Source organism: Kitasatospora sp. NPDC032757 (assembly GCF_055579305.1).
In genome coordinates, this window is sequence record NZ_JBVINN010000041.1 from 22,262 (window position 1) to 38,264 (window position 16,003).

A 16,003-nucleotide genomic window follows, 5' to 3' on the forward strand; every position below is an offset into this window, starting at 1 on the left:
TCATATGTGCCATCCCGTTTGAAAGTGTTGATTCTTGAGGGTTGGTGGCTGGTACCTCGCAGGTCGAAGCGAGTGCGGCCCATCAGCTCCCACTTCCGCCCGGGGCCCGAACGGGCAGTACCCCCCGACCCTTTGTGGGCGCCGGAGTCGGCGCCTGCGCGAAGGAGCTCCCGCATGTTCCGTCCCACCAGCCGTGTTGCCGCCGCGACCGGTCTGCTGCTCGCTCTGGGCCTGACCACCGCCTGTTCGACGGGGCAGGAGTCCGTCGCCGGAGGCGATGCCCCGGTCGCGCCGGTGAGCGGGAAGATCTCGATCACCTACCTGCAGAAGCAGGGAGACCAGGAGTACTTCGTCGGGGAGGCGGCCGGCGCCAAGGCGAAGGCCGCGGAGCTCGGCGTCGACCTGAAGGTGGTGAACCTGGGCAGCGACGCCAACAAGACCATCAGCGAGGTGCAGTCCGCGATCGCGCAGAAGACCAACGGCGTCATCATCGTCGTCCCGGACCCGGCCGTGGGCCCGCAGGTCGTGCAGACCGCCAAGGACGCCAAGGTCGCCCTGCTCACCTCGGACGACCAGATCTGCGCCACCGGCCCGGACCCCGCCGCCTGCGCCAAGGACGACCTGGTCGCCCGGATCGGCTTCTCCGGCCAGCAGATGGGCACCGAGGTCGGCAAGCGCGCCGCCCAGGAGTACAAGAAGGCCGGCTGGAACCCCGCCGACACCCGGATCATCTCCGCCTGGAAGCAGGACGTCACCGTCTGCGGCGACCGCGTCAAGGCCGCCAAGGAGGCGTTCAGCGCCGACGCCGCCCAGGTACAGAACATCGACGTCGCCACCGACAACACCCCCACCGGTGCGCAGGACAAGATCGCCGCGACGATCACCGCCAACGCCGGCGTCAAGCACTGGGTCATCTGGGGCTGCAACGACGAGAACGTCCAGGGCGGCGTCACCGCCCTGCAGAACGCCGGCATCAGCCCCGACAACGTCATCGGCGTCGGCCTCGGCGCCTACCTCGCCTGCAAGAACTGGAGCGGCAACAAGCCCACCGGCATGAAGGCCGCCCTGTTCATCAACGGCAAGGACGTCGGCGCCCTCGCCGTCCAGACCATGTACGACAAGCTCAAGAACAGCAAGGACTTCCCCAAGGAAGCCTTCGCCCCCACCACCATGGTCGACGCGGCCACCTGGCAGAGCGCCGGCGTCACCTGCAGCTGACCCCCGATCGGGCCGGACCCCACGGCCGGCCTCGGTGCCCCGGGCCCGGCCCGGCAACTGCCCCGCCGGGCCGGGGCACCCCCCTCCCGCCGCCTCGGCACCACCCGAGGGGCGGACGGACCGAACCCCACCGGAACCTCCCGCTCCTCCCCGGGTGCGCAAGCGACCGTGACGCACCGGCCACGAGCCCTTCCCGTCCCTCCGTACGCCGTCTCGAGGAACCCCATGAGCCCAGCCCACGACGCGAACCCGGATCCCCGCCCGCCCAGCGCCCAGCCCGCCGCCGGCAGCGCCGGCGTCCACCAGGTCACCAAGCGGTTCGGCACGGTCCAGGCCCTCGGCGGCGTCACCCTCGACTTCCCGGCCGGCCAGGTCACCGCCCTGATGGGCGAGAACGGCGCCGGCAAGTCCACCCTGCTCAAGATCCTCACCGGCGACCACCAGCCCACCGAAGGCTACGTCGTCCTCGACGGCAGGCGCGTGGACCTCGCCTCCCCCGCCCAGGCACGGACCGCCGGGATCCGGATCATCCCGCAGGAACCGGAGATCATCCCGCACGTCTCCGTCGCCGAGAACGTCTACGCCGGCTCCCTGCCCCGCGCCGCCGGCCGACGCCTGGACCGTGCCGAACTGCGCCGCCGCATCACCGCCGACCTCAAGCGCCTCGGCTTCGACAAGGTCCTCGACCCCGACCTCCTCGGCTCCCAGCTCACCCCCGCCCAGCGCCAGCTCGTCGAGATCCTGCGGGCCCTCACCGGCGAGGCCAAGGTCATCGCCTTCGACGAACCCACCTCCTCGCTGTCCGAACACGAGGTCGACGCACTCTTCACCCTGATCCGCCGCCTGCGCGACGACGGCGTCGCCGTCGTCTACGTCTCCCACCGCATGCAGGAGATCTTCCAACTCGCCGACCGCATCGCCGTCCTGCGCGACGGCACCCTCGCCGGCGTCCAGGACGCCGCCACCACCACCGAAGGCGACCTCGTCCGCCTCATGGTCGGCCGCGACCTCTCCTCCCTGTTCTCCCGCACCCGCGTGGCCACCGACCGCCTCGTCCTCGACGTCCGGGGCGTCACCACCGACGCCGTACGCGACATCGACCTGCAGATCCACGCCGGCGAGGTCGTCGGCCTCGCCGGCCTGATCGGCGCCGGACGCTCCGAACTCGCCCTCGCCCTCGCCGGCGACCTGCCCATCCACTCCGGCACCGTCACCCTCGACGGCCGGCGCCTGCCCTCCGGCAAACCCGGCGCCGTCATCCGCGCCGGACTCGGCCTCGCCCCCGAGGAACGCAAGGCCCAGGCACTCTTCCTGCAGCGCTCCATCCGCGACAACACGTCCACGGTGGTGCTCGAACGCCTGCGCCGCTTCCGCTTCGTCAAGCGCGGGGCCGAGCGCGAACTCGCCCAGCAGTACACCGACCGCCTGCGGGTGCGCACCCCCTCCATCGAACACGAGGTCCGCAAACTCTCCGGCGGCAACCAGCAGAAGGTCGTCCTCGCCCGCTGGCTCGCCCGCAAGCCCAAGGTCCTCATCCTGGACGAGCCCACCCGCGGCATCGACATCGGTGCCAAGGCCGAGATCTACCAGATCATCGCCGACCTCGCCGCCGAAGGCGTCGCCGTCCTGGTCATCTCCTCCGAACTCCCCGAAGTCCTCGGCCTCGCCGACCGCATCGTCGTCATGCAGAACGGCCACATCACGGGCGAACTCAGCAGCGCCCAGGCCACCGAGGAAGCCATCCTCAACCTCGCCATGGCCGACGACCTCGCCGGTACGACCAACCCCGCCCCCGCCTCCGGAGCCTCCGCATGAGCACCACGACCCGCACCACGCCATCCGCCAAGAACGGCGGCCACTCCCCACGCCGGTCCGCGGGCTCGCCGAGGGTCCTCGCCTCGGTCGGCGGGCAGAACCTCAGCCTGATCGGCGCACTGGTCGTCGTGCTCGCCCTCTTCGGCGTGCTGAACGACAACTACCTCAGCCTCAACAACATGCAGGTCATCGCCGAAGCCGCCACCATCACCGGCCTGCTCGCCGTCGTCCAGACCGTCGTCATCATCTGCGGCGGCCTCGACATCTCCGTCGGCTCCCAGGCCGGCGTCGCCTCCGTCGTCTCCGCCATGGCCTTCACCTCCGCCGGCTCCAACGCCCTGGCGGGCATGGCCGCCGCCGTCGGCACCGGCCTGCTCATCGGCGTCCTCAACGGCGTCATCATCGTCTACGGCCGCGTCAACCCCACCATCGCCACCCTCGCCGGCCTCGCCGCCTACAAGGGCCTCGCCCAGCTCATCTCCAACGGCCGCGCCCAGGGGTACGTCCTCAACAACGACATCTTCATCTTCCTCGGCCGCGGCAAGATCGCCGGACTCCCCGTCATGGTCTGGATCCTGATCCTGGTCGCCCTCGCCGTCCACCTCCTCCTCAGGTACACCGACATCGGCCGCAACATCTACGCCATCGGCGGCAACGACACCGCCGCCCGCCTCGCCGGCATCAACATCAACAAGTACCTGGTCGCCGTCTACGCCCTCATCGGCACCGTCGCCGCCATCGCCGGCATCCTCCTCACCGCCCGCACCGGAAGCGGCCAGCCCGTGTCCGGCAGTGAAGGCCTCGAACTCAAGGCCATCACCGCCGCCGCCCTCGGCGGCTGCGCCCTCAAGGGCGGAAAGGGCGGCATCGGTGGCACCCTGCTCGCCGTCGCCCTCCTCGGCTGCCTCGAGAACGGCCTCACCGTCCAGGGCATCAACTCCTTCTGGCAGAACGTCGCCCAGGGCGCCCTCCTCGTCGTCGCCGTCGTCATCCAGCAGCGCCGCAACGGCGAACGCGCCATCGGCCTCCCTGCCTGACACCGGGACCGCTCCCTGACTTCCGCCGTCCCCGGAGCGGCCCGGCCGTTCCGGGGACGGAGCGGCCGGGCCGGTACGCCCGGCGGAACGGCGAGGGCCGCCGAGGGTCGGCCTGATCGCCGCCGGCCGCTGGTGGCACCCGTCCGGGACGGGTGCCACCAGCGGTCCCGGTACCGGCCGCGCGCCGGTAGCGGGGCCCGGAGGAACCTCGCGGGAGGCTGACAGCACCGTGGGCGGGCTCTCCGGTCCGCTCTCCGCGCACCCGGTGTCCGAAAGTCCCACTTCGCCCTATCCGATCCGCCCGAGGGAGTCGACGACAGGTATGGGGATGTCCGACCAGGGACTGCTCGTCCACCAGCGCCGCGCCCTCATCCTGGAGGCGGTCCGGCGCGACGGCGCCGTGCGCGTCTCCGATCTCGTCGTCGTGTTCGGGGTGTCGGACATGACGGTCCGCCGCGATCTCGACGCCCTGGCCCGGTCCGGCGCGGTGGAGAAGGTCCACGGCGGCGCGGTCGCCGTCGGCACCAGCGAAGAGCTCGGATTCGAGGTGAAGTCGACCCTGGAATCCGCGGCCAAGGCCGCCATCGCCGAGGCGACCGCGGCCCTGGTCAACCCCGGCACGGTGGTGGCCATCAGTGGCGGAACCACCACGCACGCCGTGGCCGCGCAACTGCTGAACGTGCCGGACCTCACCATCCTCACCAACTCCCTTCCGGTCGAGCGCCTCGTCCGCGGCGCGGCGGACGCCGCCCACCGCGCGCCCGTCGTGCTCCTGACGGGCGGCAGTGCGACCCGCTCCGAGGCGCTCGTCGGCCCGATCGCCGATCACGCCATCGCCTCCCTCCATGTGGACCTTCTGATCCTGGGCACCCACGGAGTCACCGAGAGCGAGGGTCTGACCAGCCCCAACCTCGCGGAAGCACAGACCAACCGGGTGTTCATCTCCCGCGCCCGCCGCGTCGCAGTGGCGGCGGATCACACCAAGTGGGGCATCACCGGGCTCAGCACCTTCGCCGACCTGGACCAGATCGGCTGGTTCGTCACGGACGACAGGATGCCGCCGGACGCCCGGGCGGTCCTCGCGGACAGAGTCGGCGAGCTGGTCATCACGGGTGCTCCCGGGACTTCGCCGGACACCGGCGGCCGGTAGGCGGGACCGGCCTGACACGTGCTCAGCCCGTGCGGCCGTTGCCGGGTGCCGGCAGTCCGAGGCGAACGGCTGAGATCCCCACGGCCTGAGCCCCCGGCCTCGCGACGGTGCACCTGCTCTGCCCACCTGATGGGCCGTGCAGCAGGGACTCCGGCCCCTTCCGCATGCGGAAACCCGGCGATCCGCCGTCCTCCCGATCCGCCGGAGTCACCAAGGCACGCGTGGGTAGTTCGTGATCCCGTACGCTGCTTGATCTCCGGGTGTGGCTGGCATGAGGGGGCGTGGGGATGGCCGGTGGAGAACGCGAGCGCAGGGCTGGGATCGTCCGGTACTGGCGGGCGGTGGAGTTGTTCAGCCCGCAGAAGGTCGACCGGGTGGATCCGTCGAAGGACGTCTACCCGGTCCAGGACGGCCGGCCCCTGCCGTGGGAGCCGGGCCACCGGCTCCGCCGGCGCGCGCCCGGCCGCGGACGGTCCTGGCAGCACACGGTGTACGCGGGCGTGTTCGAGCTGACCGCGCTGCGCGACACGCTGCTCGGCGTGTTCGGCACCGACGGGCCCACGGAGGACTTCGACGGCCGTTTGGGCGGCCAGAGCGCAGTGCTCTGCTTCTCGGTCAACGACCAGGGGCTGCTCCTCAAGGACAGCGTGACGATCTCGTCGTGCGCCTGGGCGGTGGGCCGGGCCCTGCGCCCGGGACCGGCGGACCCGGCCTGGCTCGACGACTTCGAGAAGGACTCCGAGCAGTGCGTGTCCACGCTCCTCGAGCTGGGCGACGGCCGGCTCCCGGTGGTGGAACGGCAGCGAGGAGCGAGCGGCGCGCCGTCCCGGCCCGGATCTGCGCTCGGTGCGATCGCGGGCGTGGCGGTCGACGTCGTGCTCGGCGTGGCCGTCGGCGGGATCGCCTCGGCCGTGGGCACCGTGGCGGGCGCGGCGCTGGGCTCGGTCACCCAGGCGGTCGCCGAGACGCTGACCGGGTCGGCGGCGAACGCGCTCGCGGACGGGGTCACCAGCCGGGTGAGCGATCACGTGACCGAGCGGGTGGAGGGAATCCTCGACGGCGGTCCGCGTTCCGGGGACGACGCGGACGCGGCGGAAGACCCTCGAGGTCCGGACCCGGCGGGCGATCTCCCCGTCCCGTTGGGCCTGAAGCCGCTGGAGGTGAGGGACCTGGCGGCCGTCACCCGCTGGGTCGCCGAACAGCTCGGGATCGCGGAGGCGCTGCGGCCGGACGCCGTGCGGGTGAAGAGCTACACCGTCCGGGAGTCGCAGAGCGCGGAGAGCGACCAGGCCGACTTCCTGAACAGTTTCATCGCGGCGGACCTCGAGCAGGTGACTGCGGCGCTAGCGGAGGGCACGTCGGGGCGGGCGCTGGAGGAGTACCTCCGGCCCACCGCGGCTCTGGACTCCGGCCGCCGGACCGACGTCCGGCAACGGCCGCAGACCCTGCTGGACGGTGTCCGTCCGACGGCTGCCCCGCTCGGCCGGTGGCCCGGCAGGAGTGACCAACCGCTCGTGCTCAGCCAGCAGTTCGCGGTGAACAGCGCGTTGGCGGAGCTCGGCGGCGCCGGGGGCGGCGGCCTCTACGCGGTCAACGGGCCGCCCGGCACCGGCAAGACCACCATGCTCCGGGACCTGATCGCCGCCCTGGTGGTGCAACGTGCGGAGCGGCTGGCGGCGTTGGCCACTCCCGCGGACGCGTTCGGCAAGGTCCACACCTGGAGCTCCGGCCAGTGGAACCGGAAGCTTCACGGGCTGCGCGAGGAGCTGACGGGCTACGAGATCGTCATCGCGTCCGCCAACAACGGTGCGGTCGAGAACGTGACGACCGAGATCCCGTCCGCGGCCGCGGTGGCCGGGGAGTGGCGCGAGGAGGCCGACTACCTCGCCGCGCAGGGCAGGCTCCTGCTCGGCGGCGCCGAGGCGTGGGGAGCGGTGGCGGCGCCTCTCGGCAATCGCGCCAACCGCTCCCAGTTCGTCAGCCGCCTCTGGTGGGGCCGGGAGATCCAGGAGACGGCCGACCCGCAACGGCCCGGCCGGCGCCGCCGACAAGCCGTGGCCACCGGTCAGGGGCTGCGAGATCTCCTCGTCCGGCAGACGGAGTCGGACCGTGACGCCCGACCTGCCCCGGATCGGAACCCGCACAGCGACAGCCGCCCATCCGGTGCCCCGGGCGCGTCGGATGCACCGGCCACCGCTCCGCTGGGAGATCCCTGGCCGGTGGCGGTACGCCGCTTCACCGAGGCGCGCCAGGCCGTCCAGGAGCTCGCCGCAGCCAGGGAGGCCGCGGCCGCCGCACGCGACAGCCGGCAGCTCCTGGCGCAACAGATACGGACGGCTGATGCCGCCGTGGCAGCGGCTCGGGCGGAGAAGGCGCCGGCCGAGCGCGCGCTGGCCCACGCACACGCCGCGGTGCAGGCCGCGGCCGAAGGGCTGGCGGCCGCCCGGCAGACCGAGCACCAGGTGTCCGCAACGTTGGCCGAGGCTCAGCGCACCGTGGAACTGCGCCGGGGGGTGTGCCAGTCACGGCTGGACGACCTGCGCTCGTACGATGCGCGTCAGCGTCCGGGCCGGCTCCGCGCCCGGCTGTCCTCGGATGCGGAGGAGCGCTGGCTGCGCGGGCGGGAACCCCTGGTGAGCGCCATGGCCCAGGCCGAAACGGCATGGGAGACGTCGGAGACCGCACTCGCCCGGCTCGGCGAGCTCCTCGCCACCACACGGGCCGCCGGCATGGAGGCCGCTGCCGCCGAGGCTGCGGCACAGCGCTCGTACGCGGGCCGGCTGGACGGCCTGCGCCGCGCGGAGCAGGCCGTCACCGCTGCCGAGCGGGCAGCGGCGACGGTTCGGACCACCGCCGACATCGCCGCCCACCGGGTCTCCGAGGCGACGCGACGGTGGCGCGCACACGTGCCGGCCGAGGACTGGGCCGCGCTCCCCGGAGACCCGCAGGCCGACCGCCGGCGGGAGACGTCCGCCCCCTGGATGGACGAGGAGTTCAGCGCCGCCCGCACCCGCGTCTTCCTCGCCGCGCTGGATCTGCACCGGGCCTTCCTCGCTGCGGAGGCGAAGCGCCTGCTCACCAGCCTGCAGGCGGTGATGGAGGTCGTGGGTGGGGACGCCCCGAAGGACCTGCCGCCGGAGCACGTCCGCGCAGCCTGGCAGCTGCTGTTCCTGGTCGTGCCGGTGGTGTCGACGACCTTCGCCTCGCTGGACCGCCTCTTCGCGGGCCTGGGCTCCGAGGCCCTGGGCTGGCTGTTCATCGACGAGGCGGGGCAGGCCGCCCCGCAGCAGGCGGTCGGCGCACTCTGGCGGGCCCGCCGCGCGGTCGTGGTCGGCGACCCGTTGCAGCTCGAACCCGTCGTGACGGTGCCCTGGACGGTGCAGCAGCGGCTCCGGACCCACTACGGAGTGGCGCAGGAGTGGGCGCCCGGCCGTACCTCGGTCCAGCGGGTCGCGGACCGCCTCGCCCGGTGCGGCACCTGGCTCCCGGCCGAACTCCCGGACGGCGGGACGGAGGTGTGGGTGGGGTCACCGCTTCGGGTGCACCGTCGCTGCGACGATCCGATGTTCGAGATCAGCAACCGCATCGCCTACGACGGGCTGATGGTGTTCGGCACGGGTGAGCGGGCGCCCTGTCCGCTCGCCGACCGCAGCGTCTGGCTGAACGTCGTCGGGGGCGAGTCCGACGGCAAGTGGGTGGCTCAGCAGGGCCTCGTGCTCGGCAGGGCGCTGGACCTCCTCGAGGATCGGATGCGCGCGCAGATCGAGCAGGAGGAGTCCGAGGCCGCGCACCGGGAGGGCCGGCAGCCGGCCGACCTCCGCACCGTGTCGCCCGACGAGGTGCGCGAGCGCCTCGGCAAGTCCGTGTTCGTGGTGAGCCCCTTCCGTGAGGTGGTCGCCGGGGCACGGCGTACGACCGGAAACCGGCTTCCCGCGAAGCGGGTCGGCACGGTGCACACCACCCAGGGCAAGGAGGCCGACGTGGTCATCCTGTTGCTGGGTACCGTGGCGTCCCAGAACGGAGCCCGCGACTGGGCGGCCGCCAGCCCCAACCTCCTCAACGTCGCCGTGAGCCGGGCCCGCCGCCGACTGCTGGTCATCGGCGACCGGGCCCTGTGGGGCCGGCACCGCCACTTCGACGTCCTGGCCGGGCACAGCGGCCTGGCCCGGTTCGACGCCTCCGGCTGGCTGAACGGCTGACCCGCGGCCCGCTCCGGCGGAAGGACTCCACGAGAGGAGACTGGCCGGACCGACGCCGGTGTTCTCGCGAACCGTGCCCGGAGCAGGGGTCCGCCACCGTTGGAGTGGGAATGGAGCCGCCTGCCTGCCTGCCTGCCTCACGGCGAACCAGCCAGCCGTGGCCGAGGCCGAGCCCGAGGCCCGCGCCCGGGGCCCGGGTCGACCCGAACGCGACCATGGCTTCGTTCAGGTCGGTGGCCGTCACCTCGGCCGAGGGTGCCGCCGCGAGCAGGCCCGACGTCAACGCGCCGGTACCCGCAGCCAGTTCGAGGACTCGCTCAGGGCGGAGTGCCGTCGCCCGGGCGGTCAGGTCCTCGGCGAAGGGCCGGAACACCACCGGCACGAGGTACCGCTCGTAGGCCGCCGGCATGGACTCGGACCACCGCCGGTCGGCATCGATTCCCGTCACCCTGACGACGGTAGCGCCGCGCCGGGAAGCCTCTTCCCCGCCGCGCCGCCGTGCATCCCGGAGCCGGGAGTGCCATCGCGGGCGCTGCACCCGCGGCGGGGCGCCCGCGGCGGGGAACGGCGTGAGCGGAGCTCAGCCGTCCGGAAGCCCTGACGGACTCAGCCCTGAAGGCCGTCGGCCGCCGGCGCGGCGGGTGACGCCGGCGGCCCCTCCTCGGGATCGGTGACCACGAGGATGACGTGCCTCGCGTCGTCGCTGTGGACGGCGCTGGACCGACAGCCGGACGGGAGGTACAGGGCCTCGCCGCTCAGGGTGGAGACCTCGGCGGCGACGTCACCCGGTGACAGGAGCGTCCAGTGGCTCGATCCGGCGGACTGGATCACCAGGACGTGGCCGGAGGGCGGCCGGGCACCGGTGGCGTGCGCGACCTTCCAGCCCAGCAGGGCCGTGAGGCCGGTGGCGACGTATGCGGCCAGTGCCGCGTCCGGCGATCCGCCCGCGTCCAGGGGCACGACGGGGTCGTTCTCGGGCCAGAGCAGCCCGAAGGTGCGGGCGAAGTGGGCGTCCAGGAAGAGCGCCAGCTCCTGGAGGTAGGGGTCCAGCCCGGGGCGCTCGCTCAGGCGTTCCCAGTCCACGTGCACTCTCCTTCGGCGGCGCCGGCCACCACAGCGATGTCGGAGTGTCAAGCATGGAGCATCGGCGTGTCGGACGGCATCACGATTTTCAGGTATCCAGCAGGCCCGTCCGACTGGCGGCCACGCCCGCCTGGAAGCGGCTGTCGGCGCCGAGCTGCTCCAGGATCTCGGCGATGTGACGGCGCGCGGTGCGCAGCGACATGCCCAGCCTCCGGGCGATCGCCTCGTCCTTCAGCCCGTCGGCGAGCAGCCGCAGGATCGTGCGGTGCAGTTCCCGGGCGACGGCCTCCATCTCGCGTCCGGTCGACTCCTGGAACGGGGTGGCCTGGCCCCAGGTGAGTTCGAACATCTCGTACAGGTAGGCGACGGTCGACGGTTCGCGGATGACCACGGCTCCCAGCTCCGGGCCCGCGGCGGGGAGGAAGGCGGTCTCGCGGTCCATGATGATGATCCGCCCGGCCAGTTCGTGCGTGGTGCGGTATTCGGCGCCCAGGACGGAGGCGGCGGCGACGTAGGCCTGACTGGGGCCGTTGAAGCGGGCGGTGTGGTGGTAGAGGGTGCGGATGCGCACGCCGCGCTCCAGCATCGCCCGGTCGCGCACCAGTGCCTCGGACATCGCCTCGGGAATCCGGGCGCCGCCGCCGGGCTGGCAGGAGACCACCTCGGTGGTGCACTGCTCGCCCAGCCGGTTGAGCAGGAAGCGCACCTCCGCCAGTGTGGGGATCACCTCGATGCCCGCGCCGGTCTCCCGGCTGTCCGGGAACAGCGGGGAGAACTCGTCGAACCGGCTGCGCATCCGGGCGATGTCGTCCTGACGCTGACGGATCTCCGCCTCGACGGGAGCGGCGCGCCGGAAGAAGGCCGAGTCGGGGGAGACCACCCTCAGTGCTTCCTGCCTGGCGCCGGCCGGCGCCAGCAGTCCCGAATCGAGCAGACGCTCGACCGCCGCCGTCACACCGGACGGGGACAGTCCCGTCGCCTGCGCCACGACCGCCGGATCGTGGGCGCCGGTGTAGCGGTTCTCCGCAAACCATGCGTAGACGGACAGGTCGGATTCGTGCCCCTGACCTGCTTCGGTCCGACGCTCTGTCACATCGCGATCGTTTTTGTCCATATTTACCCCCACACCCCTTTGCTGTCAGGCAAGTTGATGAACGGCTCCAAGCATGTCGGCGATCTTCGATGCCCGCCAGAGTGGAGCCATGGCCCCTTCACCCAATGGGGCAAATGCCAATGAACCCACGGGAGATCCCCATGAAGCGCATCATCCTCATCACCGTGGCACTCCTCGGCGCTGCTGCCGCCTGGCTGACGCCGGTCGCCTCGGCCACCTCGGCGCCCGCCCGCCACGACGTTCCCACCGCGGCCGGTGTCCTCACCTGCCCGCCCCTCACCCGCTGCGACGACACCTCCTGGGGAGGCTGAACCTTTGTTCACGACGCGAGAGAGGGAGATCCTCGTCCACCTCGCACAGGGCCGCACCTCCCGGGCGATCGCCCGTCTGCTGCACCTGAGCCACCACACCGTCGAGACCCACGTCCGCAACATGCGGGCCAAGAGCGGAGCCAGCAGCCGTACCCAGCTGCTGGCCATCGCCCTCGGGCTCGACGCCGCCGGGCCTGCTGTGCCCGCCGGGCCCGGCAGGGGCTGATTCAGTCCGAATCCGAGCAGCACTCCCCGACGGGGGTCGGACAAGTCCGGCCGGCCGGCGGCTCGCCCGTGGGCGACGCCAGGACCGGCGGGAACCGGGCGTGCTGGGAGGACCACTCCGAAGAAGGGGGATGTCACAGACCGATGGAAATACCCATTCTGATATGTGCGGGCCAGCCGCTGATGCGCAGCGGACTCTCCTCGGCCCTCGTGGCCGAGCCGGACATCCGGGTGGTCGGTGAGACCGCGGACGGGAGCACCGCCAGCGCGCTGGCGCGGGAGCTGAACCCCGCCGTCGTCGTGGCCGACTTCGAGCTCGCGGACATGACGGGGATCGATCTCGTCCGCGAGCTCCTGAGGCCGAGCCGGGAGGCGCCCCGCACGCTGCTGATGGCACCGGCCGAGGGCGACGCCGTCCTGGAGTCCATCCTGGCCGGCGCCACCGGGATCGTCACCCGGAACACCCTGGTGGAGGACTTCCCCCAGGCGATAAGAGCCATGGCCACCGGCCACTCCTTCCTCTCCCCCGACATCGCGGCCCTGCTCCTGGGCTGGGTCCGCGACAAACAGCCCGCGCTGTTCCCGGCGCTCGGCCTGAACCTTCTCACCTTCCGCGAACGCGAGATCCTGGCGCTGCTGGCGAACGGGATGTCCAACGCCGAGATCTCCAAGCGGCTCTGCATCGTTCAGTCGACGGTCAAGTTCCACATCTCCCAGCTGCTCAGGAAACTCGGACTCAGGGACCGCCTGCAGGCCGCCGTTTTCGCCCACCAGAACGGTGTCACCTGATGTTGCGACAGGACCAGCACCACAGCACCCGTTGGCTGCCGTGGACCAAGGGGACGACGGGGTTGCCCCGCCTCTACTGCCTCCCCTTCGCCGGCGGGGCGGCGCACTTCTTCCGCCCTTGGACGGAGGCGGCCCGGCACCTCTCCGTCGAGGCGGTCCCGGTCGAACTGCCGGGCCACGGCACCCGCTTGCGCGACCCCTTGCTGACCGACATGGCCGCCATGGTGGACGCGCTGTGCGAGGAGGTCCTCCGGCAGGAGAGCGGGCCCTTCGCGATCCTCGGGCACAGCATGGGCGCGAAGATCGCGTACGCGGTGGCCGAGGAGCTGGAACGGCGGCCCGGGGGCACGCCGCCGGCCCGGCTCTTCGTGTCCGGGGCCCTGCCGGCCTCGGCCGCCGAGCCGAGGCCGCTGCACGGCCTGCCGGACGCCGCGCTCGTGGCGGAGCTGTCCGCGATGGGCGGCACGCCTCCCGAGATCCTCGCCAACGCCGAACTGATGGAGTTCATGCTGCCGGTGATCCGGGCCGACCTGACCCTGCTCGAACAGTGGCACGCGCCGGCCCGGAGCCGGGTCTCCTGCCCCATCACGGCGTTCGCCGGCCGGGACGACCGGATCGTCCGGGCGGATCTGACCGCGGGCTGGGCCGACCACACCTCGGCGTCCTTCGCCCTCCAGGTCCACCCCGGGGACCATTTCTTCCTCCGGGAGGAGATGGAGGGGATGCTCGGCCGGATCGCGGCCGACCTCCACGAGCACCATGGCGACCGGCCTGCCCCGGGCGGGGCATGACGGTGGCGTCACTCCCCTTCGACGCCGACCTCGATCAGTCCGGTCGCCTCGGCCAGTGCCCGTCCGACCTCCTGCGGCGACGCGCCGACGGCGATGACGTGGCCCAGCCGGTCGTAGGCGCTCCGCGGTGGCCGGACCTCGCGCCCCGGCGTCGCGCTCACCAGGACGCGCTCCACGCCCGGCACCCGCTCGGCCTGCCGGACCCCGTCCACGCCGGTCAGCCGGCCCGGCCGCGGCGCGGTCAGGAACCGCAGGCCGGCCCGGGACGCGTGGTCGGCCGACAGGTTCAGCGGCAGGCCGGCGGCGGCGCGGATCTGCTGCTCCAGCAGGTCGATCCCGGTGGCCGGGCGGATGAGTTCCGGGATCATGCCGCCGGCCAGCCGTCCGTTGATCTCGATGACGGCCGGACCGTCGGCGGTCAGCCTGAGCTCGACGTGTGCCGGGCCGCGCTCGAAGCCGACGGCCTTCAGCGCCTGCCGGGCCGTGTCGGCGATCCGGTCGGCCAGCACGTCGTCGATGTCGGCGGGGAAGAGGTGACCGGTCTCGACGAAGTGCGGCAGCGGGCTGACGGTGCGCTGAGTGACGCCGACGCACCGGGCCTCGCCGTCCTCGCCGAACATCTCCGCGCTGAACTCGGGCCCGTCCAGGTACTGTTCGACCAGCACCGCGCCCGGCGTCCGCTGGCCGCGCACGTTGTGGGTGACGGCGAGCAGCTCGGTGGCGTGCGCGGCGGCGGTCACGGCGTCCTCGCACCACAGCACGGACTGCGAGCCGGACTCCCCGACCGGTTTGACCACGCAGGGCAGCCCCACCGCGGCGACGGCGGCCGCGACCCGGTCCGGGTCCGTGACGATCGCGAACCCGGGCTGGGTCACCCCGGCCTCCTGCAGCGCGGTGCGGGTCAGCGCCTTGTTGCGGCAGCGGGTCATCGCCTCCGGCGGGTTGCCGGGCGTGCCCAGGGCCGCGGCCGCCCGCGCGGTGTGCTCCAGGTAGAACTCGCTGGTCGTCGTGACGCCCGCCACCCGGCGTCCGGCGCTCACCCCGGCGATGGCCGCGGTCAGCGCGGCCTCGTCGTCGGTGTCGCAGACCACGACCCGGCAGCCGGTGTCGGCCAGGTCCGGGTAGCGCGCCGCGTCCTTGGTGAACAGCACCGGCTCCAGGGCCAGCCGGACGGCGGTCCGCAGCGCGATCATCCCGGTGCCGGTGGTGTTGGACTCGACGAAGAGCAGCAGCCGGCGGTCCCGGCGGGGTATCCGGGCGAACGACCAACTGGACACCGTGGCACCGTACTCCACCTCCTCCGGGGCGTCGGCGACGGCGCCCCGCGGTGCGCCCCGGCCGGCGTCGGCGGCGGCGTCGGCGTAGACGCTGTCCACGTAGCGGTCGCCGCGGTCCGGCATGATCCCGACCAGCCGGGTGCCCGGCTCGGCGCGGGCCGCGAGGTGGGTGAGGACCCGGTAGACCGACCCGGAGGTGTTCCCGCCGAAGATCTTCTGCTCCTGGGCGAGCCGGCGGGTGGCGTCGAAGGCCTCGTCGTCGGACAGCCAGTGCACCTCGTCGAAGACGCGGTAGTCGATGTTCTCGGGGATGAGGCTGTTGCCGAGCCCGCCCTGCTTGCGGGTCGGGCGGTCCGGCTGGGCGAAGAGCACGCTGCCCACGCAGTCCACGCCCACCACCGAGACGTCGGGCAGGCGTTCCAGCAGCGCCTTCGACGTCCCGCAGAGCGAGCCGCCGCTGCCCACCGCCCCGACCAGGACGTCCACCGACCCCAGGTCGGCGACCAGTTCGCCGGCCAGGCCGCGGTACGCGGCGGGGTTCTGCGGGTTGCTGTACTGGCGCGGCCAGAACGCGCCGGGCAGGTCGGCCATCAGCTCGGCCAGGCGCTCCAGCCGGGCACTCTGCCACCCCTGCCCGGTCATCTCCGCCACGATGTGGACCTCGCAGCCCAGGGTGCGCAGCTTGGCCAGGGTGATGGGGTCGATGCGCGGGTCGGTGACGATGTGCACGGGGTGGCCGAGGTACGTGCCGACCAGGGCCACCCCGAGCGCCATCGTGCCCGAGGAGCTCTCCACGATCGGCCCGCCCTCGGCCAGCGCGCCGGTGCGCCGGGCTTCGAGGATCACCTGCCGGGCCACCCGGTCCTTCATCGCGAAGAGGTTCTGCATCTCCAGTTTGGCGAAGACCTCGACGCCTTCGGGGGCGTCCACCCGCAGCCGCACCACCGGGGTGTGGCCGATGCCGTCGATGACCGATTCCTGCCGCATGTGTGCA

Annotated in this window: 12 protein-coding genes and 1 pseudogene; 9 read left to right on the plus strand and 4 right to left on the minus strand. The window is 72.6% G+C overall.

All coding sequences use genetic code 11. The annotated features are described in order from the left end of the window. Nucleotides 1–174 precede the first annotated feature (174 nt). From ACZ5WK_RS32400 to ACZ5WK_RS32420, 5 genes are all read left to right on the plus strand, one after another. Nucleotides 175–1,218 (plus strand): substrate-binding domain-containing protein, encoded by a 1,044-nt coding sequence (locus ACZ5WK_RS32400; RefSeq protein WP_465552812.1) that lies wholly within the window; start codon nt 175–177, stop codon nt 1,216–1,218. Nucleotides 1,219–1,443: 225 nt separating this feature from the next. After that, nucleotides 1,444–3,033 (plus strand): sugar ABC transporter ATP-binding protein, encoded by a 1,590-nt coding sequence (locus tag ACZ5WK_RS32405; RefSeq protein WP_465552814.1) that lies wholly within the window; start codon nt 1,444–1,446, stop codon nt 3,031–3,033. Further along, the gene (locus tag ACZ5WK_RS32410) at nt 3,030–4,070 is read left to right on the plus strand and encodes an ABC transporter permease (RefSeq protein ID WP_465552816.1); all 1,041 of its coding nucleotides are present in this window, start codon (nt 3,030–3,032) and stop codon (nt 4,068–4,070) included. Before ACZ5WK_RS32405 ends, ACZ5WK_RS32410 begins: the two co-directional genes overlap by 4 nt. 328 nt (nt 4,071–4,398) lie before the next feature. Then, nucleotides 4,399–5,220 carry a DeoR/GlpR family DNA-binding transcription regulator gene (locus ACZ5WK_RS32415; protein WP_465552818.1) on the plus strand — a complete coding sequence of 274 codons (822 nt, stop codon included), beginning with the start codon at nt 4,399–4,401 and terminating at the stop codon, nt 5,218–5,220. 287 nt (nt 5,221–5,507) lie between these two features. Further along, on the plus strand, nt 5,508–9,419 hold the full coding sequence (locus ACZ5WK_RS32420; RefSeq protein ID WP_465552820.1) for a DEAD/DEAH box helicase: 3,912 nt from the start codon (nt 5,508–5,510) through the stop codon (nt 9,417–9,419). Between the two features lie 181 nt (nt 9,420–9,600). Here ACZ5WK_RS32420 and ACZ5WK_RS32425 read toward each other — a convergent pair. From ACZ5WK_RS32425 to ACZ5WK_RS32435, 3 genes and pseudogenes are all read right to left on the minus strand, one after another. Continuing rightward, nucleotides 9,601–9,828: pseudogene (locus tag ACZ5WK_RS32425) on the minus strand (class I SAM-dependent methyltransferase); the annotation flags it as partial. 197 nt (nt 9,829–10,025) lie between these two features. Beyond that, nucleotides 10,026–10,502 (minus strand): hypothetical protein, encoded by a 477-nt coding sequence (locus ACZ5WK_RS32430; protein ID WP_465552822.1) that lies wholly within the window; start codon nt 10,500–10,502, stop codon nt 10,026–10,028. Between the two features lie 88 nt (nt 10,503–10,590). Next, nucleotides 10,591–11,595, minus strand: coding sequence for a helix-turn-helix transcriptional regulator (locus ACZ5WK_RS32435; RefSeq protein ID WP_465552824.1), 1,005 nt, complete (start codon nt 11,593–11,595; stop codon nt 10,591–10,593). Between the two features lie 161 nt (nt 11,596–11,756). Between ACZ5WK_RS32435 and ACZ5WK_RS32440 the strand changes: the two genes are divergently transcribed. The 4 genes from ACZ5WK_RS32440 to ACZ5WK_RS32455 all read left to right on the plus strand — a co-directional run bounded on the left by ACZ5WK_RS32440 (nt 11,757) and on the right by ACZ5WK_RS32455 (nt 13,732). After that, nucleotides 11,757–11,927, plus strand: coding sequence for a hypothetical protein (locus ACZ5WK_RS32440; protein WP_331741448.1), 171 nt, complete (start codon nt 11,757–11,759; stop codon nt 11,925–11,927). Nucleotides 11,928–11,931: 4 nt separating this feature from the next. After that, nucleotides 11,932–12,153: a response regulator transcription factor gene (locus ACZ5WK_RS32445; RefSeq protein WP_331741446.1), complete on the plus strand. Its 222-nt coding sequence runs from the start codon at nt 11,932–11,934 to the stop codon at nt 12,151–12,153. 143 nt (nt 12,154–12,296) lie between these two features. Then, nucleotides 12,297–12,941 (plus strand): response regulator transcription factor, encoded by a 645-nt coding sequence (locus ACZ5WK_RS32450; RefSeq protein ID WP_331741444.1) that lies wholly within the window; start codon nt 12,297–12,299, stop codon nt 12,939–12,941. Then, nucleotides 12,941–13,732 carry a thioesterase II family protein gene (locus ACZ5WK_RS32455; protein ID WP_465552827.1) on the plus strand — a complete coding sequence of 264 codons (792 nt, stop codon included), beginning with the start codon at nt 12,941–12,943 and terminating at the stop codon, nt 13,730–13,732. Before ACZ5WK_RS32450 ends, ACZ5WK_RS32455 begins: the two co-directional genes overlap by 1 nt. Nucleotides 13,733–13,740: 8 nt before the next feature. Here ACZ5WK_RS32455 and ACZ5WK_RS32460 read toward each other — a convergent pair whose 3' ends face one another. After that, nucleotides 13,741–15,996 carry a pyridoxal-phosphate dependent enzyme gene (locus ACZ5WK_RS32460; RefSeq protein WP_465552829.1) on the minus strand — a complete coding sequence of 752 codons (2,256 nt, stop codon included), beginning with the start codon at nt 15,994–15,996 and terminating at the stop codon, nt 13,741–13,743. Between the last annotated feature and the right edge of the window lie 7 nt (nt 15,997–16,003).